21 protein-coding genes and 1 pseudogene are annotated in these 21892 nt (G+C 67.7%); 20 read left to right on the forward strand and 2 right to left on the reverse strand.

From position 1 onward, the window contains the following. Positions 1-102: 102 nt before the first annotated feature. Both H7I87_RS19600 and H7I87_RS19605 read right to left on the reverse strand, forming a co-directional pair. Positions 103-1824 (reverse strand): annotated as a pseudogene (locus H7I87_RS19600) (MMPL family transporter); the annotation flags it as partial. 363 nt (positions 1825-2187) lie between these two features. Beyond that, the gene (locus H7I87_RS19605) at positions 2188-6864 is read right to left on the reverse strand and encodes a DUF8437 domain-containing protein (RefSeq protein WP_083071701.1); all 4677 of its coding nucleotides are present in this window, start codon (positions 6862-6864) and stop codon (positions 2188-2190) included. Between the two features lie 298 nt (positions 6865-7162). Here H7I87_RS19605 and H7I87_RS19610 point away from each other — a divergent pair, with 298 nt between their 5' ends. The 20 genes from H7I87_RS19610 to H7I87_RS19705 all read left to right on the forward strand — a co-directional run bounded on the left by H7I87_RS19610 (position 7163) and on the right by H7I87_RS19705 (position 21836). Next, complete coding sequence (locus H7I87_RS19610; protein WP_083071700.1) at positions 7163-7459, forward strand: hypothetical protein; 297 nt, start codon at positions 7163-7165, stop codon at positions 7457-7459. Between the two features lie 18 nt (positions 7460-7477). Further along, positions 7478-9289: a hypothetical protein gene (locus H7I87_RS19615; protein ID WP_083071699.1), complete on the forward strand. Its 1812-nt coding sequence runs from the start codon at positions 7478-7480 to the stop codon at positions 9287-9289. Then, positions 9286-10047: a thioredoxin domain-containing protein gene (locus H7I87_RS19620; protein WP_083071698.1), complete on the forward strand. Its 762-nt coding sequence runs from the start codon at positions 9286-9288 to the stop codon at positions 10045-10047. The genes H7I87_RS19615 and H7I87_RS19620 overlap by 4 nt, the downstream gene beginning before the upstream one ends. Positions 10048-10155: 108 nt before the next feature. Beyond that, positions 10156-10368: a hypothetical protein gene (locus tag H7I87_RS19625; RefSeq protein ID WP_139800183.1), complete on the forward strand. Its 213-nt coding sequence runs from the start codon at positions 10156-10158 to the stop codon at positions 10366-10368. A 125-nt stretch (positions 10369-10493) separates the two neighbouring features. Further along, positions 10494-10883 (forward strand): hypothetical protein, encoded by a 390-nt coding sequence (locus H7I87_RS19630; protein ID WP_139800182.1) that lies wholly within the window; start codon positions 10494-10496, stop codon positions 10881-10883. A gap of 121 nt (positions 10884-11004) precedes the next feature. Then, positions 11005-11640, forward strand: coding sequence for a hypothetical protein (locus H7I87_RS19635; RefSeq protein WP_023900819.1), 636 nt, complete (start codon positions 11005-11007; stop codon positions 11638-11640). Between the two features lie 495 nt (positions 11641-12135). Beyond that, on the forward strand, positions 12136-12462 hold the full coding sequence (locus H7I87_RS19640) for a hypothetical protein (protein WP_023900818.1): 327 nt from the start codon (positions 12136-12138) through the stop codon (positions 12460-12462). Positions 12463-12594: 132 nt separating this feature from the next. Further along, the gene (locus tag H7I87_RS19645) at positions 12595-13695 is read left to right on the forward strand and encodes an AAA family ATPase (protein ID WP_308204044.1); all 1101 of its coding nucleotides are present in this window, start codon (positions 12595-12597) and stop codon (positions 13693-13695) included. Then, complete coding sequence (locus tag H7I87_RS19650) at positions 13692-14972, forward strand: vWA domain-containing protein (RefSeq protein ID WP_023900816.1); 1281 nt, start codon at positions 13692-13694, stop codon at positions 14970-14972. Before H7I87_RS19645 ends, H7I87_RS19650 begins: the two co-directional genes overlap by 4 nt. A gap of 118 nt (positions 14973-15090) precedes the next feature. Beyond that, positions 15091-15276 carry a hypothetical protein gene (locus tag H7I87_RS19655; RefSeq protein ID WP_023900815.1) on the forward strand — a complete coding sequence of 62 codons (186 nt, stop codon included), beginning with the start codon at positions 15091-15093 and terminating at the stop codon, positions 15274-15276. After that, positions 15273-16436, forward strand: a complete 1164-nt coding sequence (locus H7I87_RS19660) for a hypothetical protein (RefSeq protein WP_023900814.1) — start codon at positions 15273-15275, stop codon at positions 16434-16436. The genes H7I87_RS19655 and H7I87_RS19660 overlap by 4 nt, the downstream gene beginning before the upstream one ends. 4 nt (positions 16437-16440) lie before the next feature. Further along, positions 16441-17766: an AAA family ATPase gene (locus H7I87_RS19665; protein ID WP_023900813.1), complete on the forward strand. Its 1326-nt coding sequence runs from the start codon at positions 16441-16443 to the stop codon at positions 17764-17766. Positions 17767-17995: 229 nt separating this feature from the next. Next, positions 17996-18256: a hypothetical protein gene (locus H7I87_RS19670; RefSeq protein WP_083071696.1), complete on the forward strand. Its 261-nt coding sequence runs from the start codon at positions 17996-17998 to the stop codon at positions 18254-18256. Further along, positions 18256-18474: a hypothetical protein gene (locus H7I87_RS19675; protein WP_023900811.1), complete on the forward strand. Its 219-nt coding sequence runs from the start codon at positions 18256-18258 to the stop codon at positions 18472-18474. The genes H7I87_RS19670 and H7I87_RS19675 overlap by 1 nt, the downstream gene beginning before the upstream one ends. Then, positions 18471-18731, forward strand: coding sequence for a hypothetical protein (locus tag H7I87_RS19680; protein ID WP_023900810.1), 261 nt, complete (start codon positions 18471-18473; stop codon positions 18729-18731). Before H7I87_RS19675 ends, H7I87_RS19680 begins: the two co-directional genes overlap by 4 nt. Next, complete coding sequence (locus H7I87_RS19685; protein WP_083071695.1) at positions 18728-19270, forward strand: hypothetical protein; 543 nt, start codon at positions 18728-18730, stop codon at positions 19268-19270. Before H7I87_RS19680 ends, H7I87_RS19685 begins: the two co-directional genes overlap by 4 nt. A 53-nt stretch (positions 19271-19323) precedes the next feature. Further along, positions 19324-19653: a hypothetical protein gene (locus H7I87_RS19690; protein WP_023900809.1), complete on the forward strand. Its 330-nt coding sequence runs from the start codon at positions 19324-19326 to the stop codon at positions 19651-19653. Between the two features lie 223 nt (positions 19654-19876). After that, a complete protein-coding gene (locus H7I87_RS19695; protein WP_023900808.1) occupies positions 19877-20257 on the forward strand; it encodes a hypothetical protein in 381 nt (126 codons plus the stop codon). After that, positions 20254-20478: a hypothetical protein gene (locus H7I87_RS19700; protein ID WP_023900807.1), complete on the forward strand. Its 225-nt coding sequence runs from the start codon at positions 20254-20256 to the stop codon at positions 20476-20478. The genes H7I87_RS19695 and H7I87_RS19700 overlap by 4 nt, the downstream gene beginning before the upstream one ends. A 227-nt stretch (positions 20479-20705) precedes the next feature. Next, the gene (locus tag H7I87_RS19705) at positions 20706-21836 is read left to right on the forward strand and encodes an ATP-binding protein (RefSeq protein WP_083071694.1); all 1131 of its coding nucleotides are present in this window, start codon (positions 20706-20708) and stop codon (positions 21834-21836) included. The last annotated feature ends 56 nt before the right edge of the window (positions 21837-21892 follow it).

Raw genomic sequence — 21892 nt, forward strand, 5'->3', positions numbered from 1 at the left:
AGGGCAAACTGCTTGAACGCCCCACCGAGATCACCCCACCAACCCCGCCCTCAGACGGCGATCAGCAAGCCGGAACGGAGGTCGCCTGAAACACCCCGATCCACAGGTCTTGACAATTCCTCGCAGCACGACGCTGCCGGTCAGTAAGAACAGCAGGATGAAGCTGACGGTGGCGATTAGCCCCAGTACCAGGGGTAGGCGTGAGGTGATGGCATTCACGCTGTCGCGGTTGATTTGGGCCAATCCCGTGATTTGGACTGCGCGGCCGGCTGGGCCCGCCACATCGTGTAATCGATCGAGTTGGGTGTCAGAGGCTTTGGAATTCAACGGTGCGGTGCTGGCGATGGTCAAGAATGCGCTGCCGTCCGTGGCGCCGGTGGCCGCCGCTGGTGGTCCCACGTTGTTGCCGGCGATGAAGGTTCCGGTTGGGGCGGTGACCGTGGAGACGTCGGGCACCCGGGAGAGGTCGGCGGCGTAGCGGTTTAGGTCGGTGGGGTTGAGGTCGTGGGCGTCAGGGATGACGACTTGGATCGCGGTAGAGAAGTCGGTCGCGAAGTCGTTGCGGAGTTGATCACCGACTTGGTGGGCGGAGGCTGAGCGTGGCAGCAGGCGGTCATCGGAGAATCCCCACCGCACGCCGAGGAACGGCGCCCCGAGCAGCACTAGGAGGACGGTCACGGCCACGCCGATGGGGATTGCGTGACGCATGACGAGTGTGGTTGAGCGGTACCAGAATTGCTGCTGGATGGGTGTGGGTGCGGGGTCGGGCCGGCGTAGGACGCGGCGGGTGAGGCTGCGGATGTCGAGTGAGTCGAGCCGAGGGCCCAGCAGCACGATGGCGGCTGGGGTTACCAGGATCGCTGCGATTCCGGCGAAGGCGACGGTGGCCACCCCGGCGTAGGCGAACGAAGTCAGGAAGTACATCGGGAACACGAGCATCACCGCCATCGCCAGCGCGACGGTGATCGCCGAAAATGTCACGGTGCGCCCGGCAGTGACCATGGTCTGTATCAGCGCATCGGTGGGGGAGGCGCCTTCGGCGAGCTCGTCGCGGTAGCGGCTGATGATCAGCAGGGTGTAGTCGATCGCTAACGCGAGACCCAGCGCGGTGGCGAGGTTGAGCGCGAAAATCGACACGTCGGTGCTCAACGTGATGAGTCGCAGGATCGACATCGACCCGACGATGGCGATGAGACCGACTGCGATCGGCAACGCTGCGGCCAGTAGTCCGCCGAACACCCACACCAGCACGATGAAGCTCAGCGGGATGGCGATGGCCTCCATCATCACCAGGTCGCGTTCGCTTTGCACGTTGACCTGTGCGTAGGCCATCGCGATGCCGCCGGCGCGCACGGTGACGCCGTCACGGTCGTGGGCGACTTGGTCGGCCAGGGTTTTCGCGTATTTCTGGGCGTTGTTTTCCCCGCCTTTGAGGTTGGCCACGATCAACCCCGATGTGCCGTCTTTGCTGACCAGCTCGGCGGCCGCCGCCGGGGGTGAGGTCCATGGCGAGGACACATTCACCACGTATGGCGAGTGCTGCAGGTGTGCAACGATGTCGTCGCCGACGTGGTGAGCTTGATCGCTGCGAGCCCCGGCGGGCGTGCTCACGGTGATCAGCATCTGTTGGTCGCTTTGGCCGAACTTATCCATCAGGAGCTGGCTCGCGCGTGCAGATTCCGAGGCCGGATCCCGAAACCCTCCCGCGGAGAGGTGGGTTGCGACCGGGACTCCGAAGATGGCCGCCCCCAGGAAGATCAGCACCGCCACGGCGATGACTCGTCGAGGCGCAGCGATAGCCAACCGTGCGATCCGGTGCAACATGCGATGTCCCTTCCCGAGGACTACTGACGGTATCGGAGCTGGTGTGGTGCGTGCGTGCACGCACGCATCAAGTTGGTCTGCGGTATGCGCTGCAGCGGGCGGATGCCCTCGCCTGGCGCTGTGAACGGCTCCTGCTGGGCCGAAGACTGGCGATCGACCAGGCGTCCAGGACGCTGCACCACCGGCGTCGCATGGCCGCCACGCTTGCCGGGCCCCACGGGGCAGTTCTGCGTTTCACCATCATGCGGGGTCTCGGGTCGGCGCTGAGCGACTCACAGCAGCGAGGGTATCCCGATGGCCCGCCGGTCCAGCCCGATGCCACGTCCCCTCTCGGGGACGTGGCATCGGCGCAGGCCTGCGGCATCAGGCGGCTTCCTCGCCGCGGCCGTCGAGGACCTCATCTTTGATCCTGGCGCTGATCTCTGCCAGCTCCTTCTCGGCGGTGAGCAGGTCCTGCGGTGGGGACAGGTCCGTGGTGGCGGCCGCCGCACGTGACTGCGCGGCCCGGTGCTGGGCGGCGCTGGCGCGGGCGAGGTGGTCGGCGTGCTCGGCGGCCGCGCCGTCAAGGCACCCGCCGACCCAGGTCCGCGCCCATGCCGCGACCGCCTCGGCTCCCTGCCGCCGCACCTTGGCGGGCACCGGCTGCGTCCACAGCGTGCGGTAGCCGAAGCTGACCTTCGCGTGGTGATCGCCGCGCTCCTGCTCGATCTGCACCAGCAGGGGGCCACTGGACCACCGGGCGCGATGGCCGTTGCCGGACAAGGCGTTCTCTGCGCACCGGGACAAGTCGAGGGGCGCCAGCTGGGGCCGATAGTCGAGAAGTTCGGCCAGCCGTTGCGCACGCGATTGCAGGGCGTCGGCGTGCCGCTCGGCCTCGGTCGCGGCGTGCAGCGCGGCGTTGACGTTCTGGCGGGCGGTTACGTGCTTGAGGCGCAGTTTGCGAACGGTGACTTGCAGTTCGTGCTGGCGCAGCAGCAAGGTGTTGCCCGCGGCGGCGGCCTTCAGCTCCCCGAAACTCAGCGTGGCATCGCCCAGGTCCTCGATCTCACGGACCTCTGAATCAGTGCGGTAAAGCTGCTCGAAGCCACGGCTCTTACGCTCGGCCAACTGGAACATGTAGGCGTCGAACGACCCCTCCACGGCGTAGCAGTAGATGTCGATGGCATCGTTCAAATTCCCGGTACGCACACCGCGCCCGTTGCGCTGATCCCAATCCCTTGCCGTCCAGGTGGGGTCGACGTGATGCAGGGCGGTCATGCGGTCCTGAATATTGGTCCCCACACCAACTTTCGGCGTGGATCCGAACAGGATCGACACGCTGCCATCGCGGCAGGCGGCGAACAGTGCCTCCCGTGCCTTGGAGCTGGTGGCTTCGTGGATGAACCGGATCCGGCCGGCCGGGACGCCACGGGCGATCAGTCCGTCACGGATCCTGCCGTAGCTCTGCGCGTCCCCGGGGTGCGGGGTGCCCAGATCACACAGCACCAGTTGAAACGCGCCCGGGACAGGCGAATTGGCGTACACCACGTCGCGGGTGCGGTGGTAGATCGCTGCGACGTTGTCGGCGACAGCCTCCAGTTTCGGTGCGACCTCTGCGAAGCCGACCAGGTTGGGGTCCAGCGCCACCTTGCGGCCGTCACCGCAGATCGCCAGCATGTTGTCCTTATCGGGCTGCACCCGGCGGGCGCGTAGATCGTCGGCGCGCTTGACCAAAGTGGTCATGAATGCGCGGGTGTTGGCCGTGGGTTGCACGACGATGGTGTGTTGGTGCGGTGTCGGCAGCGGCAGATCGGTCATCGAGCTGCGCACCATGGACATGAACGCGCCGATCATCGTGCGAAGCTCGGGAACGTTCTGGATGACTACGGGGCGGCGGCGGCTGCGAAAGCCCGACCCGTCGGGGCTGACCTCGACGAGGGTTTCGTAGCGCACGAACTGAGCGGCCCAGGCGTCGAAATGGCTTAGGCCGGCTTCGGCCAGGCGGTCGGGGTCGCAGAAGCGGCTCCACACATATGCCTCGGCGAGCGTGTTCGTGTAGGGGGTGCCGGTAAACAGGCTCGCGTAGGGCCGAAAGGGCTTGGCATGGCGCAACATTGACAGCTTGAGCAGCAAGTCGGTGGCGCGTTTACTGGCGCCCAGGCTGAAGCCCTCGGCGCGCGTGGTGATCGGCAGCCGCCGGTAACGATCAGCCTCGTCGACCGCCAGATAGTCGATGCCAAGCATGTCGAAGGTGATCGCATCGGCATCGGTGGCGACGTCGCGCAACCGCTCGATGCGGCCCTCCAGGGAGCGCACGGCCGCGGCGATGCGCTTGCCGTTGCCGCCCTGGCTGCGCTTGTAGTCCTCCAGCTCGGCGAGCTGCTCGTCGAGCCATTCACGCTCCGCCGCGGCAGGAACCGGCAGTGAAGAGAAGGTCTCGTGGGTCATGATCACCATGTCCCAGTCGCCGGTGGCGCAGCGCGCGGCGAACAGTCGCCGGCCGTAGCGGGTCAGGTCTTCGCGGGTGACCACCAGGATCTTGCCCGCCGGTGCGGTCTGCAAGGCCTCCCGCTGAGCTTGCTCGATGAGGTGGTTCGGAACGATGTAGAGCGGGCGATTGGCAATTCCGAACTGGCGCAACGTCATGCACAGCGCGATGGCGGTACGCGTCTTGCCCAATCCGACCGCGTGGGCGGCGAACGCCACGGGGACCGACAGCGCGCGATCGACGAAATCGCGCTGCCAGGACCACAAGTGGAGATCGTCGGCTAAGGCGGGGAACGTCAGGTAGGAGCCGTCATCGCGTCGCAACACGTGCGAGTTCATCGCGTGGTTGTAACGATCGAGGAGGCGTTGTTCACGCTGGGATGACTCCCACACCCACACGGAGAAGCGCTGCTCGATGGCCGCTAGCGCCGCCTGAGCTGCCTCGGTCTCGTCGGCGTTGCGGATTCGGCGGGTCGTTCGCGCGTCGGCGTCGTACACCTCGTCGTAGACGGTCGGGGAGGTGCTATTCAAGCCGGCCTGCAGCAGGTCGAATGCCGACTTGCGGGTCGTGGTGTAGGTGATCTTCGCATCAGCGGAGATGTTGTGGGCGTTGCCTTCGACCTCCCACGCCGCCAGCGGGGCGATGTGGTGGACCCTGACCCAGCTCGCGCCGAACACCTCGCGGCAGAAGTCCTCGATGTCGTCGGTGCTGACCCAGGGCGAGCCCAGCTCGATGCGCACCTCATCGCGGCCCAGCCAGCGCGGCTGGACCTGTTGCAGTGCAGCCACATTGCGCTCGTAGGAGGGATCGCTCGCGGCGGCCGCCAACGCGTCCTGCAACTTGGCGCGGACGTTGCCGCACAGGTAGTCGCGGGCGGTGTGCGCCCGACCTGTGGTGGGGTCGCGATAGGCCAGATCGCCGAGGGCGTGAAACGCCGCCTCGGCGGTGGGCAGCGCCAGCAGCTCGGCCACACGGGTCAGGTCCAGCCCTCGGCCCTCGCCCAGCGAGACGGCCATGGCTTCACCGGGTGTCTCGGCGCGGGTGGCGCGAATCGGGCGTCGGTTGACGCGGCGCTGCAAGATGGCCGCCGGCGCGGCGTCCCCGGTGGCCTGATCGAACTTCTCCAGAGCAAAGACCAGGGCGGCGTCGGGGTCACCACGGAAGCCAGACATCGGGGGCACGCGCCAGCTGAGCTTGGGTAGGCCGGTATCGGGGTCGGTCTTGCCCTCCACGAGCGTGCCGCGGTTGAGCGCACCGAATCGCTCGACGTAGGCCAGATAGGCATCACGGCAGGCGGTGCGCAGCGGATCCAGCGCGGCGTCGGGGACGTCCCAGTCGGCCTCGGCCGTGATCAAGGCGACCGTGGCGTCGCGCAGCGCGACCAAGGCGCGCAGCTCCTGGCTTGGCCGCGTGACGGGCTGCAATTGACCGTCGACCACCCGGGTCATCGCGCCGTCGACGAGATGGAACGAGCCCTCTTTTCGTCCGTCGGCGTCGGTGAGGGCGACGTCGGAGAAGGTGTGGCCGATTGCGGGAGCCACCGGATAGGGCAGCAGCAGGCGGTGGGCGGCGGTGAACGTCCGGGTGACCGCTGCTTGAGGATCGTCGGCCTCGACGGTGAGGGGGCTCTGGTGAAACCCCGTCAGTCGCATGGTGCCGGCAACCAGCTCGGGATGGGCCGCCCAGAAGGCGCTGATGCGGGCTGAGTCGGCGCGGCCGCGAGCATCGGTGCCGGTCAGGTACTGGCTGGGCTCACGGGGGTCCCAACCCTGATGGGGCTCGTCGTTATCGCGCACCCGCAACACCAGGACGTCGGCGACCACGTCGGTGCCTTCCGCGCTGAAATAGCCGGCCGGCAGCCGAATGGCTGCCAGCAGGTCAGCGCGCGATCGCAGCGAATACGACAGGCCGGCTGCCGCGTCCAGGGTGTGACGCGAGGTCACCATCACGACGTAGCCGCCAGGGCGGACCGCCCGCGCCGCACGTACCAGGAAGTACTCGTGAAGGGGCCCGTAGAAGGGAAGCGCGGCGTCCGAGACGTTGGCCGCCGAGAACGGCACATTGCCCACTGCGGCGTCGAAGCGGTTGTTGGGCAATGACACCCGCTGAAGGCGGTCCTTGAGAATAGTTGCATCCGGGTGCAGGACACCGGCGATGCGTGCGGCGACCGGATCAGCCTCTACGCCGGTGTAGGTGATCGGCAGATCGGTCGGGGCGTGGCGCAGGAAGCGGGCGGTGCCACAGCCGAGGTCCAAGACGTCGCCTCCTTGAAAGCCGGCGTGCTGCAGCAGCCGGTAGATGTGTTCGATCAACGCCGGCGGGGTGTAGAACGACGTATCCACCAGGCGGGCGGCAGCTTTCATCGCCGCGGGGTTCAGGTCGTCGAGTTCGTCGGCGAGCACGGCCCATGACTTGGCGGGCTGCGCGTCGAACAGCGGCGCGGCCGCACCCCACCCAGGGAAGCGTTCCAGCACGAGGCGATGCCCGGCATCGAGGGGGGCGCCAGGGCGCAGGTTGTGCAGGACGTGGACGGCATGGACTGCGGCGCGGGCGGCGGTGAGAGTGGGAGCCATTGGGACACCTTTCGGTTCGGTGACCAACCCCTCGGGGCTGGCCGTTTCGCGGCGCCAGAACGGATTCCGGCGTTCGTGGAGCACTGTAGCGGCGGACTCCGACAACGGCGGTCCGCTGCGCTGCATGCCGCGCGACACCCAACATACGCTCAGGTTTACCGGTCAGAATGCCTGAGGGATGCTAGGCTTCGGTGCGAACACTGACCGATTCACCGCGAGGACTCAACGGAGGCGTGCCCATGCGCACCACGGCACAGGCGCCGGCTGACCGCCGGTCACACGCGGCGGCGTGAACGCCATGGACTTCGACGGCGGCAACGGATTCGCCGAAGGACGCCGTGAGGAGCGCCGCCGCTACGTCGAACGGCGCGCGGCCCGGACCGCGGTCCCGGGCCGAACCAAGAACGTCAAGAAACCCTGGAGCGTCGACGAAGCCAAGACGGCTCTGGATCTGAGCCTGACCGTCCCTGAAGCGGCTCTCAAGATCGGACGCACCGCCAGCGCGGTGGAGTCACTGCGCCTGCGATGGCGCCAAGGGCGCCTTCCCGACCTGCTGAACATGCACATCCCTCCGCCGCGCAAAGATCAGCGCTGACCCAGAACGGGGACCCTAATGGCGACCACCACCTACCGGATCATCGACGACGCAGGCCGTACCTACCGCCTCGACGCCGACGATGAAACCGCCGACATCCTGCAGTGGTACATCGAGACCAAGGCCAAGCCAGAGCAGCTGGTCGCCCTGTCCCGCCAGCAAGTGGTCGCGCGGATCGGGCGCAGCGCGGTGCCCACCGACTTCCCCGAGCCCCCCGTCGTGATCGGTGATCCCAGCCGCGAAACCGGTTTCACGCGGGGCTGGTTCGAGCCCCTGGTCAAGTCATGGGAGGAACGTGCCCTGGCCACCGAGGTCGCCGAACCCGCCCCCGACGACACCGCCGCCGCCACCAGCGACGATGGCACGTCCCCGTGGCCGGTGAAGAGCCGCCAGTGGACCGATACCCCGATCGTGGCTGACGGGCGGGTAGCGATCATCACCAGCCGGGGCATCGTCAAACCCTCCGGGGCGGTTATCGCCGGCCCGATGCCCAGCAGCGACGCGCTGCACAAATTCCTCGTCTGGCACTGGGGCCCCAAGCCCAAAGAACAACCTCAAGTCTGGTTCACCTACGAAGCGCTCACCGGCGTGGGCGTACCCATGGACAACCTGCCCGACGACCTACCGGGCCTTGTTGCCGAGACCTTCCAGTGCGAGGTGACCTGGAGTCAATCCGGTTGGTTCACATGCCGTTTCACCGACCACGACGGGAACAACCGCAAAGCCCAAATCGTGCTGGCACCGCTGCTGTACCTGGACCCGCCGCCACAACGCCCCGGCGACATGGGGGTGGCCGGCGTCGAAGGCACACCGACCGAGTTACCCGAGGACGAATCCGAGGCGGTCAAGATCCTGGCCGACCGCATCGCCTGGCTCGCCGGCATCGGAGACGCCGGCCTCGTCCCGGCCTCGCGATGGGCCACCGTGGGCGCCCAACTCCTCGACCGCAAACGCCAATCCGGACGCGCGAAGCAGATCGAGGCCTGCCCCTTGCCTACCGAAGTCACCGTCGAAGCCGGCGGCGACCTGGAGCCCACGCTCCCGGTCAAGTGGGACAACCGCCCCCACCGCGGCCGTGGGGACGCGCTCGACGTGCAAGTGGACCAACGTGCGGCCTACCTCGCCTCAGCCGGACAGGTCGAACTCGGCTTCGGAAAACCCAAGGAACTGAGGAAGATCAAGGTCGACGTCTTCCACGAGCAACGCCCCCCGTTCGGGCTGTGGCGGCTCAACCTGCCCCCGGCCGAGCAGATCGACGGAATGACCACCAAGCTGCCGCTGCCGCACCCCCACATGAGCTGGAAGGAGCCCACCACCTTGTGGGTCACCACCCGCAGCATCCAGCACCTCACCGCCCCCGTTGAGGCCGGCGGAGCCGGGCTGGCCGTGGAGGAACTCGACATCACCACCGCGTGGGTGTGGCCCGAGCAGTCGCGGCTTCTACGAGGGTGGGCCGATGCGCTCCGGGTGAAGCTGCATGAAGCGCGAGAAGCCGACCGCCTCGACTACCAGCAGATGATCAAGGCCATCTACACCACCTACCTGGGACGCATGGCCAGCGACAAATGGGCGCCCTACCAGCGTCAACATCAGCAGCCAGCCTGGTATGCGGCGATCCGCGCCGACACCCGGTTCCGGGCGCTGCGCTACGCCGCCGGTATCGCCGCCGAGCACGGCCTCTACCCGATCGCCGCCGAACTCGACGCCTGGATCTATCGCCTGCCCGCCGGAACTGACCCCGCGATCCTCGACGAGGGCTCCACCGCCAACGGCAAGTACCGCATCAAGTGGACCAGCGCCGACAAGGCGGCCGAGAGTGAGGACCAGTGAAGAAGGGCCGCTTTGCCAGCTCCTCACCTGCGCCCGGGCCCACGCCGCCGGCCTCCCCGAGCAGCGCGATCTCACCGCCGCCGAGCGCCAGCGCCGGCTCGCAGCAATCCAGCGGCGGCAAGGGGTTCGGTGCGGCCTTCCGTGCTCTGATCGAACGCAAATTCCGGGAACTCAGCAAAACCCAACGGTGGCAGGGAGTTTCAGAGACCAAGCGACGCGCTGAAGCGCGCCGCCGCGGCACTGACGAGATGGCCAAACGCCTCGAGCGAGAGACCGGGAAACGCCCAGCATCGAGCACCGTCACCCGCAACGCGTCGAAGGGAAGAACACCGAAAGGTGCCGACCAGCAACGCCTGGACCGCCAGGCCGCCATCGACCGCGCCGGCGGGATCAAGCAGTTCGCCGCCAAGGCCAAAATCAGCGCCCACCAAGCGCGCCGGTGGCGCGACTCCGGCAGCCCTATCCACACCTCGGAAACCGTTGTCATCGACTTCAACGTCACCGGCGACCTCCAACACGGTCAGCGCAGCGAGAACGAACCCGAAACCCTCGACGTCGACAAACAATTGGACGACACACTAACCCTCGAGGGCGCCGACGCCGACGCCTTCATCGAGGCCTACGCCGCCGACGACATCGACACCCAAAAGGAGATCCTCGGCGAACAAATCGCCCAGCAGATCCTGACCGACTGGAACGGGGACATCACTCGCGTCTACACGGTGCGCACCATCATCACCCTCAACATCCGCGACTGAACCAGCCGCTGACTGTCGGTGCCAGCCACTACAGTCGATGACACCACCACGTTCCACCAATCGGCCCGACACGCGAGTCAGGTCCACTACCGAAAGGGCAAGCGCCACATGAGCACAACGACACGTCACCACACCCTCAACCCCGCCGACGGCCACCACTCACACCCCGCGGACCCCCCTGGGACAAGCGAGCCCACAGGTACGGTCTGGGTCGACTTCGGCGACGGCGGCAGCGCACGATGGACCGACCTGAGCCTGCACACACTCGACCAGATCTGCGCCCAGCTGGAAACGGTCAAACCCGCCGACACACTCACCTGATGGTCCGCTCACGCCCCGACACAGCCGCCAGTACAGTGATCCACGACGCCGCCGCCGCGGCACACCACACCAACAATCGGCCGGGTACGCGTACCCCGTCCAACAACCCCGATGGGAAACCCCGCATGCAGCTCACCGAAGAGGAAATCGCGGTCCGAGTCGGCCTACCGGGGCCAGTCATCGCCGAACTGCTGCGACCCGCCAGCGCGACCATCATCGCCGGCAAGCGCGGGCGGGCGTTCAACGACACCGACGTCTTGCGCGCCCAGGTCGCAGCCCTGATGCTGGCCAAGGGCGTCCGCTGGCAGTGGGTACGTACCGCCATGGAACACTTAGCGAGCCACCCCGACGCCCTGCACGCAACTCTGAGCCTATGGTCCGGTATCGCACCTTCGCCTCTGCACCTGCGGCACTGGCCCTTCGCGGCCGCCACGGTGGCCACCGCCTTGATGGTGCTCGCCCTGCTGGTCGGCATCCTGCTCGGCATCCACCTCAGCCCGGCAGGGCTGCTATGACAGCCACCGCCCAAGAGCTGCGCGCAGGCAAGGGCCGTGCCGTCGTCTCTGCACCGTGCACCATCAAACCGTCCCATGGACACCCCCAGCACGACCCACCCATACCCAAGGAGCGCCGATCATGACCGACAGCCGCGTGTACACGCCGGCCCAGCCCTGGTTCCCCCCGGCGACACCGGTGGAGTTCCCCGAGGGCCGGCTCACGCCATCCTGGGTCGGCAAGGTCGCCAAGTCCCGCAATGGCGACGTCGTAATCCGCTCGCACCTCGTCCCGCGCCACCCCCAAGACAAGCGCTACATGGGAGCCTTCCGGACCTTCTGGCGTGCAATGGCATTCGCCGACCGCAGAGGCGTCTACGCGATGCTGGAGCGATGGCTCGCCGACGCCGAGGCGGAGCTGTCCAACCCCGACCTCAGCGATGCCGACGCGGTGTTCGTGCGCCGCTTCCGCGGTGACGTCGACGGCGCTCTCAAGCGGCTCAGCCGCGCCAACGACGAACCGATGGCGTGGGCCGGCGCCGAGTTCTCCAAGTACGCGCCAGAAGAACGCGTCATGCTCGAGGCGCTCATAGGTGCCATCACCTTGCACCGGGCCGGCGACCTGTCCGACGACGAGCTGTACAGCATCCTGGGATGCCTCGACGTCGACCCCGCCGACCGTGACACCGGAATCACCGCCACCGCCCTGGCTAAAATCCGCACCGCCGCGCAGACCGGCGAGCCGCTGGAACTCGAATCCACCTACCGCCGCTCCTGACCGACGGTGTCCGAGGCCGTTCGTAGTGTCGGCGGTGCACGTCGAGAACGACAGGCGGACAACGCAACCGGCCGCGCTCGCGAGGGGCAACAACGAATGGACAAGGGCGACGCGAGCAACCGCTACCGCACCGAGAACTGCCTGGACGGCCCACACGGTCGCACCGCCGAGGCATTCCCCCGGTCCGGCGCTGTCGGGCAGCGGCGAGCACTACACGCGCTGCGACGGACAACTGGGAGACCTACTACGAACGCGCGGCCCCACCGATGGCCGAAACCCGCTGCCGCTACCCGAGCACGGGGGCCGCCGGATGACTTCGCACCATGACAGCCGCTGAACGCTGATCCGACCAGGACCCGTGGCCCTGACCGGCTCAACGGCGCAACTTGTCAGTGCCCGCACGTAGAATTGAAGACAACGCGAAACACGCCGTCCGAGAACACCAAACGGCTCCACCTGAGGGCGGGGCCATCGAACCCCGGAGGGGCTACGACGATGAACACCCTGGGATCCGCCCGCTTCGTGGGCCCGGCTGCCGGATTCGTGCACGACGGGCGACAGGTCGTCGAATGGCTCGGCGAGGCCGGACTCTACGTCCTGGACCCGCCCCTGCACGGGTACCGCACCATCGTGGCGTCCACGCTGGACCACGCGCCGCGCATTGCCGCTTGCGGCGGAACTGAGTACGGCGTCGAGACGTTCCTGTGGGGCGTCACCGGAGAGGACCTCCAGCGCGGCGAGGAGGCCGACGAGCTACCTGGCAGCGGCTGGGGCAACACGCTGGCTGATGCTCTCACCGAGGCCGGCTATGCACTGGTCTGACCGCCTCCGGGCACGACGTGTCGGTGCCTACCGATAGAGTTCACCCCGTAAGGCAGAACACCTGCCCGACACCACAACCGGCCATCCCCGCGGGGGCGGTCACCAACCGAAAGGGCCACTGCAATGGCTGACATGAACACCACTGTGACCGTGATCGACGCGTGCGGTATGGCGAAAGTCCCGGCGCTGCTGCTGAGCCGGCCCGGCAAGGGCAAGTCGAGCTTGATTCGCGGACTCGCTGCGGCACAGACGATCCCGTGCGAGATCGTGCTCGGATCGCAGTACGAACCTGCCGAGATCGGCGGCTTGCCCTACCTCGACCCCAACGGCAGCGGAGTGCAACGCGAGGCCCCGGCCTGGGCCAAGCGGCTCGTCGAGGCCGGGGCGGGCGTTGTATTCCTCGACGAGCTGACCACGGTTCCCGAGAGCGTCCAAGGTCCGATGCTGACCGTCGTTCTCGATCGCGTCGTCGGCGACCTCAAACTGCCCGACAACGTGCGTGTGGTCGCCGGTGCGAACCCACCTGATGTGGCAGCAGGCGGTTACGACCTCGCTCCGCCGATGGCGAACCGGTTCTGCCACATCAGCTATGAGCCCACCGTGGAGGACTGGCTGCACGGCATGAGCACCCGCTGGCGGACCCTGCCCGTATCGCGCGCCGTGGTCGCCAGCACCGAGAGGACCTCGGCGACGGTATCGGCAGTCATGGGCTTCATCCATCACCGCCCGGATCTGCTCGACAAGTTCCCCGAGGCCCCCGAGGACCGTGGGCGCGCCTATCCATCGGAACGCAGCTGGGACATGCTGGCCCGGGCGCTGGCCTATGTGCGCGCCGACGACCAGCCCGCCATTCACACCCTCGCGATGGGGCTCGTCGGGGAGGGCGCCGGCATGGAATTCGTGCAGTGGTTGCAGCATGCCGACCTGCCCGATCCCGAGGCAGTGACCGCCGACCCTTCCCTGGTCGACTGGGTGCACGAACGGCCTGACCGGGTGTGGGCGGTCCTCAACGGCGTGGTGACCCTCGCTGCCGAACGCGGCACCGTCGAGGCCTTCCGCAAAGCGTGGAAGCCGCTGGGTGCGGCGTCGGACGCGGGCGTTAAGGACTTCGCCGCGGCGGCGGCGCGCACCCTGGCGACCTTCCGGCCGGCCAACGCCAAGATCCCGGTCGAGATGCGCAAGTTCGAAAGCCTGTTGAAGAGCGCCGGATTGCTCAGCGAGGACGCAGCATGAGCACCGCGACCGTCAGCGCCCAGCCGCGCCCGTTGACCGCCGAGGAACGCGAGGCGTTCCGAATGGTGCGTCTGGTGGCCTTTCAGCAGATGCCCTACTACGCGGCCGGGCTGTTCAGCCTCATCCCGGTGGCCGTCCCCGGATACGGCACGTGGGCCGTGGACCGTTGGTGGCGTCTGTATCTCGATCCTGCGCTGTTGGTGGGCGAGAGCGCCTGGCCGGTCCGCGAAGCCGGTGGGGTGCTCTGCCACGAACTCAACCACCTGCTGCGCTTGCACGCCGACCGGGCGACGGCCCTGCCGCAGCCCTACCAGCACAACGTGTGGAACCTGGCTGCCGATGCCGAGATCAACGATGATCTGCTCGACGCCGGGGTCGAGCTACCCGAAGGGGTGGTGACCCCCGATGCCATCGGTTGCGCGGATCACGGTCTGGCCGAGGACTACTACGAGCACCTTCGCGACGACCAGGACGATCTCGGCGACGCCGGGGACGACGCATCCGGCGGTGACGGGGAACCGGGCTGCGGCTCCGGAGCGGGACTCGCCCCGGTGCCCGGGGAGCTGCCACCGGCGCAAGCCGTCGACGGACAGACCGGGGTCGACGACGCCACCGGCAGCCTGATCCGCCGGCAGATCGCCGAGGCGGTACGCGATGCCGCCGGGTCGGGCCGCGGGACGGTGCCCGCCGGGCTGCAACGCTGGGCCAACGGAGTACTCACCCCGCCCAAGGTGCCCTGGCAGCGGGTGCTGCGGTCGCTGACCCGACAGGCGGTCGTCGCGGCGGCTGGCCGGGTGCAGTTCACCTACACGCGTCCCTCACGACGCCAGAGCCCCGGCCTGATCCTGCCGTCGATGCGTGGCCCCAAGGTGCGGGTCGCCATCGTGTTGGACACCTCGGCGTCCATGTCGAACGCCGACCTGCTGGCGGGCCTATCGGAGATTCGCGGGGTGCTCAAATCCACGGGTGTCAGCGGCGATCACGTCACATTGCTGACCTGCGACGCCGCCCACGGAACACCGCAACGGGTCCGTCGAGTGGGCGACGTTGTGCTCACCGGTGGGGGAGGAACCGATATGCGGGTGGGGATCGCCGCCGCCGACGCCCTGCGCCCGCCCCCGCACGTCACCATCGTGGTCAGCGATGGTGACACCCCGTGGCCTACGAGTCCGCCACGGTCCAAGCTGGTCTGCGTCATCGTCGGCAACGAGCACGCCGCCACGCGCACACCAGGTTTCGCGCTCACGGCCACCGTGCCCAGCCTGGCCGGCAACTAGTCGCCCAGACGTGTCGGTGGGCCGCGCTACAGTTCTTTGTGTAGCGCGGCCCTACTGGGTCGCCGAAGAAACGGCCAGGCTTGCGAGCCCGGTCACCGAGCCGAAAGCGGTACCCACCATGGCTGATCCCAGCGATTACTCAAGCGCACTGCACGTCTACACCCAACAGGTCCTGGCCGGCACCGGACTCACCGAGGCCGACGTCTGCGCCACCACCGGCGCCGACGACGAAGGGTCAGCAGCGCAAGCGTTGCGGCACGGATGGGAGCTGGCCCGGCGCGCGGCGAAGGTGGCCGCGGAATGACGGTGGAGTTCTACGACCTCGCGCAGCGTCTCGCCGCCGCGAACACCGGCAAGCCCATCCTGCGGGTGGCTCAAGCGTTGTTCACGCTGACCGCCACAGCGCTGTTCGTCGATGCACACACTGACGACAGGGGCCTCACCCGAGCTACCATCACGCCGGCGACCGGCGCGTCGGCCACCGCCACCGGGCGCGCGGTGCTGAACGCGTTGGCGTGCGCCGGTGCCCACATGGACCCCGCCGAGCCGCCCGCGCAACTGGTGATGGCTGACGGAGCCACCCTGGCCGCGCTGGCGTCCGTGGCACGCGCACACCACAACGATGGCGACCCCGCTGCGCGTGCCGCCTCAGCGGTCGTCGGATGGTGGATCGACCGAGCGGGTTATCCGGGGACCAATGCGGTCATCAACCTGCTGGCCCACAGCCGCCAGCGTTTCATCACCGGTGCACCACCAGAAGCCGAACGCCATACCAGCCACTGGCAATCCGCGCTGGCCGCGCCCGGGCTGGCCCAGTGGGCTCAGCGCGTCGGCGCAGGGATGCCCCTCGACGCGCTCGCACCGATTCGTGACGACGATGCCTACAGCTTCGTGCAGGCGTGCAAGCGGTTTGACAAGGGGTACAGCTGGACTGCGCCCGAGCCGCCTCCGGTCGCGGCCATGGGGCTGCGCGCCCGTTGTGACACTGCCGACCTGTGGGAGGCGGCCCTGCTCTCCGATCGGCTCTGGCGGCACCGCGCTGTCCACACCGGACACGTGACCGGCGGAGAGGTTGTCGCGACGACCAAGGCCACCTTCACCGTCTCCTGCCGACGCCTCGACGCCCGACTGCGCAGCGGTTCAGACGTGTTGGGCTGGTGCGGCGGGCTGGACTCCTATGACCGGGCCACCCACTTCTACGGCGATGTCCACGAGGCGTCGGCGCACAAGGGAGTGCTGCTGTTGACTGTGGCGCGGGTGGCCGCCGAGCATCGCCCCCCGGTCGGGCAGTGGGTGTCGCTGATGCCCGCCCCACCAAACCCCCGCACCGTCAGCATGGGCCGATCCAAATACCGGCGGTTGCAGTTTCGCGCCGACTCGTGGATTGCCTCCGGTAAGACCCCGGGCCTACGCCGCCGCGATGTACCTCTCGACGTCCTTTGTGCCGCAGCAGAAACCGAGTAACGATATGCGAATCCTCAAGCCTCGCAACACTGGCGCCCCTTCGGAGCCGTCGCAAGATGGTGGCGCAGCCCCGGCCGCCGCGCCGGCACCTCAACCCAAGCCCGCGGCCGTCACCTGGCCGGGAATGGAACTGCTTAACGACCCGATCAGCGCCCAAGTGCTCATGTCGGTGTGGAGCGCCGACCTGATCGTCAACGTCCCCAGCCCGCCGGGATCGGGCAAGACTCGGTTGACTGTGTTGCTGGCCGCGGCGCTGTCACATCGCGCCGGGCTGCGGGTCGGGATCGCCGCCCAAACGCGCGCCCAGGCCATCGACATCGCACGGCGACTGGGGGCGGTGTGTGAGCGTCCCAAGATCGGATTGCTGTGGGGCCGAACCGATGTCAAGCCCGATGCGCACGGGTGCCCCATCCTCGACGCCGGAACCAAGATGTGGCCCAACAGCGGCGGAGCGGTGCGGGTCGGCACCAAGGCGCGGTGGCTATTCTCTGAGCCTTCCAAAACCAAGGCCGACGTGGTGATCGTCGACGAGGCCTATCAGTGCACGTACGCCGACCTCGGCGCGCTGGGATCGATGGCAGCACAGGTGGTTTGCGTCGGCGACCCCGGCCAGATCGACCCGGTGGTGACTGGTGATGTGTCTCGCTGGGCCGACTCACCGACCGGCCCGCACGTGCCCGCCCCCCACGCACTGGCTGCCGCCCACCCCAGCGTCGTCAACACCGTCGCGCTGCCCTACACCTGGCGGCTAGGGCCGCAGACCACCCACATCGTGCAGACAGCGTTCTACCCCGATCTGCCGTTCACCTCGCGTCGCCCGCCCGAACACATCGCCGTCGCCGGCCAACCACTGCCGGAACTGACCCATCGGGCGATCACCGTCGCCAACGGCAGCACCGACACCGCGCTGATCGCCGCGGCCGTGACGCGGGTACGTGACCTGCTCGACGGCGCACACGTCTGCACCACCGCCGGGGCTCGCCCCCTCACTGAGGACGACCTGGCCGTCGTCGTCCCTCACGTGCCCCAAGCCGCGGCGGTGCGCGCGATGCTGGCCGACCACCCGGGGCTGTTGTGCGGGACCGCAGACGCCCTGCAAGGTCTTGAACGGCCCGCTGTGGTCGCCGTGCACCCGATGGCGGGCAAGCGCGTCGCCGACGACTTCTCGCTCAAGACGGGCCGGTTGTGTGTGATGCTGTCCCGCCATCGCAGCCATCTGTCGCTGCTCGTCGACGACCAGACCGCGGCAGTGCTGCAACAAAGCGACTCCGAGGCCGCAGGTGCGGCGGCCACCGTGCTCGACCGGCTGTTAGAGACCGCCGAATTCTGACGCTGCTGGCGACGGAATTCGACCGAAACGGCGGTACTTCTCCGACATGGATGCCAAAGACCCATGCCCGAGCCGACCGACCGCCACCGCCCGGCGATGGGGGGCCATGCCACGCGGATTTGTCGGTGCCCCGCGATACACTAGGCACAGCGACTCGCACCGAAAACGCACACATTAATCGGCCAGGCCTGAGGGCCCGGTCACCGAGCCCTGAAGGGTGACACCACTGATGTATCTCATTGACGGCGAGGACATTCCCCTCGAAATGCTCACTGCGGGCGAAGCCCGTACCGTGCTCGACGCACTGCGGGTACAGGCGGCCGCGAACAGCGCAGCAGACCACCAGGACCGCGCGCTCGCCGCACGAATCGACGAAGTGAGCGCCTGGCTGGAGCAGCTCGCCGCCGAGGCCGCTGAGGAAGCCAAGGCCGAGGCTGCCGCCGAGCACGCTGCCGACCTGTACGCCGACTACCTGGCCGGGATCCTCTGATGGCGACCACACCCACCCCAGCACACCTCGACGTCGAGGACGACGACGTCTGCCGCGACCCTTACAACGAAGGCTGCACCGCTTCACTCGACGACGGCCAAGGATGGGACGGAGCCTGCGGCAACTGCGCCGACCGCCAGTACGCCGAGGAACACGGCCTGTGGTGGTATGCCGAGGACGCCGCCGATGACCAAGACACGACGGGGGGCCGGCGGTGAGGGGAAGCCACTACGAGTGGGCGACGGTCGAGCACCTGAACTACCTAATGGTCGACCGAGAGCACGCCCCCGACGAACTAGGCACCGCCGCCGCGGACGACACCGATATGTGGGCCCGGAAGGTGACGCAGCCGTGGGCGCTGTTCCTCGGCAACGAGGACGGCCTGCTCATCGAAGGGGACCTCGACGCGATCGTCGACCGCCTCGACGACATCGCCCGCTACGTGCGTCGCGTCCGAGACGAGCAGCGACGATGAGCGCTCCGCAGCAGGTGATGCCGGCCGCCCTGGCGGCGCGGCCGCACGACCCCCGCCGCGGCATCCCCATCCCATTCGTCAACGAGACCACCACTGGCACTGTCGATTTCGCCGCCATTCAGCCGGACAAGGTGCTGCGGTGTGCGCGTGAGCGGCTGTGCGGGTCTTGCGGAGAACCGTTGGAATGGTGGATGGCTTTCCTCGGGGGACCAGAGTCGGCGACCCAACGGGCTTATCTCGACCCTCCGATGCACCCCGACTGCGCGCTTGCGGCCTTGACGATGTGCCCTCACATCGCGCGCCGCGAGCATCGCCGCGCCCCCGAACACCGCCTTGCTGCCGAGGTCTTCACCCCCGACCTGATGACCGAGACGAAACCGCAGCGCTGGGTGATGGGCATCTGCCGTGACTACGACGCTCGCATCGTCGCGCCACGCACCTCGCAGGCGCACGTGCTGTTCCTGCCCAAGCCGTTCAAACGCACTCGCACCTGGAGCTACACCCCGCAGGGCCGCCTCACTGAGGAGACGCCCCACTGACCCCTGGACGCGGACAGACAGCACGTCCCACGAACCAAGGAGGAGAAGACCACATGCGCGCACTTCGCATCAGCGCCGGCGGCTGGTGGCAAACCATCGACGTCGACCCGGGGTCGGCGGGCGGCGAGCAGCCCGCGACACTAGCGCTGCGGCACAACATCGAACTGCGGTACTGCGCCGACGACAACGGCGGCGCGGATCCCAACATGGCCGCGATGACCCTGCTACTGGGCATCTGCGACCTCGAACCGCACAGCGTGCCAACCATTTACGGCGAGGCGATGATCGTCGGAGTCGACCCCGCCACGGGCGTACCGGCCCCGATGACCGATCAGCAGTACTACGCGCTCAGCTACGCCCTGCTGTCCTCACTGGCCGCCTAACCCACCTCGCCCACCACCGGCCGGCCGACCCCTGGGAGCCGCACCATCGTGCCGCTCGACGACCAGTGCGGTATCACTTCGCAACCGCCGGACGCACCGCTATCCGAACCTGACCGGGCATGAAATGTCGATGCGGCGCAGTAGAATTGCCGTGTGCCCAGAGCATTGGGCGCGCCACCGGCCCGGCCTGCTGGCCCGGTCGCTCAACCCCCGAAGGGACGCCATGACCACCACCCATCAACATCCCGAGCCCAGCCGGGCGCCGGTACGGCGCGACGGAAACCGGCACTGGTATGACTTCGCTAACGCCCGTCCATTCGTCGACCCCGCTACCGGCAACGCTCCGCACTACATCGAAGCCACCATTGCCGTCTATCTGCGGGTCTCCGATGACGGGCAGCGTTGGATCGTCGACGGAGCCACCGTCGATGGGTCAGCGCTGGACTTCTACTCCGATCCGCACGCCAGCAACTGCCCGTGCTCGAACCCTGACGCGTGCGACAGCGCGGTGATCGCGAGTGAGGGACTGCCTGTGCCTAACGGCCGCGAGCTGCTCGACATGCTCGCCGCCGCGCACACCCTGGCCGAAGGCGAGCGGGCATGACCATGCACACCGTGCTCATCGCATGGACCGAGATCTCCCAACACAAAGCTCATGTTCAGGTGCCGGTCGGCACCGACCTCAACGAGCTGGATCTGGAGAACCGGCTCGCCGAACTCGACGATGACGGCTTCCAGGGGCTTGAACGCGAGGTCCAGTCCGTCACCGCCGTTGAGCACGATCCGAACGCCGAAGTTCTGGTCCCGCTCGAGGAGGCGACATAGCGGCGCGCCTGACCCGGCGACCGGCGGGGACCTGCCGTCGAGCCTGCTCACCGCACGTGCGTGGCAGCTCGACGAGCGCTCGCCTACGTCGGTCCACGGCCACGGAGTGACTTACGGCCAGGTGAAGGCCCGATCCGGCTCGGTGCGGGCCGCCTTATCCGGGTCAAGCAGGTGCATACTCAAGTCGAGGCGGCATCGCAGCAGGTCACGGACATGGATACGGGAGCATGGCAGACACACGGCACGGCGTTGACCAAGCGCCACGAATAGCGCTGTCCGATGACTTCACCATGCCCGTGGACGCTTGCACCGGCACCTTCGCGATTCTCGGCAAGAAAGGCCGGGGAAAGACGTACACGGCGTCCGTGCTCGCCGAAGAACTAATGAGCGCCGGCTGCGCGATCTGCGTCATCGATCCCACCGGCGTCTGGCACGGACTGCGGTCCACCGCCGATGGCCGGGAAGCAGGCTTTCCCGTCGTCATTATCGGTGGCGAGCACGCCGACGTCACGCTGCGTGCCGACCAAGGCGCCGCCGTTGCCGAACTGATTGCTACGCAACGCGTCCCGGCGGTCCTCGACCTCTCGCTCATGCGCAAAACCGAGCGGCGGACCTTCGTGACGGACTTCCTCGAAATGCTGTACTGGCGCAACCGCGATCCGCTGCACCTAATCATCGATGAAGCCGACGAGTTCGCCCCGCAGCGCGCACCAGCAGGAATCGAGCGTCTCCTCGGGGCCACCGAGGACATCGTGCGGCGCGGCCGAGTCCGCGGCCTGGGAGTCACCCTGTGCACCCAGCGTGCGGCTGCCCTGCATAAAACCGTTCTCTCCCAAATTGATTCGCTGATCGCGCTCGGGGTGACTGCACCCCAGGACGTCAACACCATCAGTGATTGGGTCGCCCAGCATGCCGAAGAGGGGCAAGCCCGCCAAGTGCGCCAGTCCCTGCCGTCGCTGCCGGTAGGCCAGGCATGGGTGTGGTCACCGGAATGGCTCGGCGTGACCCAGCACATCACCGTGCGCCACCGCAGGACCTTCGACTCCAGCGCCACGCCGAAGGCAGGAGCGCGCCGCCATACCGCCACCACGTGGGCGCCGGTCGATGTTGAGGGACTACGTCGCCAACTCGACGACACCCAGGGCGCGGCCGCGCCCGCACCGGGGAACGGGCAGGCACAGGCCGAGATCGAACAGCTGCGGCGACAACTAGCCGCCGAACGAGCCCGCATCGCACGGGTCGAACGCATCGAAGTGCCGGTGCTCTCCGGCGAGGAGCTGAGCGCACTAACCTCGACGTTTCATGAATTGGCTGGTGACGCGGGCCCTGTAATGCACGGAAGTGCCTGTCCTGCTTGAGAACATTGACTTGCTGAGGGTCAAGGTTTCATCAAGTGGAAAGGCACTCCGTAGGT

The sequence above is a fragment of the Mycobacterium timonense genome (genome assembly GCF_025821985.1).
Lineage (GTDB): Bacteria > Actinomycetota > Actinomycetes > Mycobacteriales > Mycobacteriaceae > Mycobacterium > Mycobacterium avium.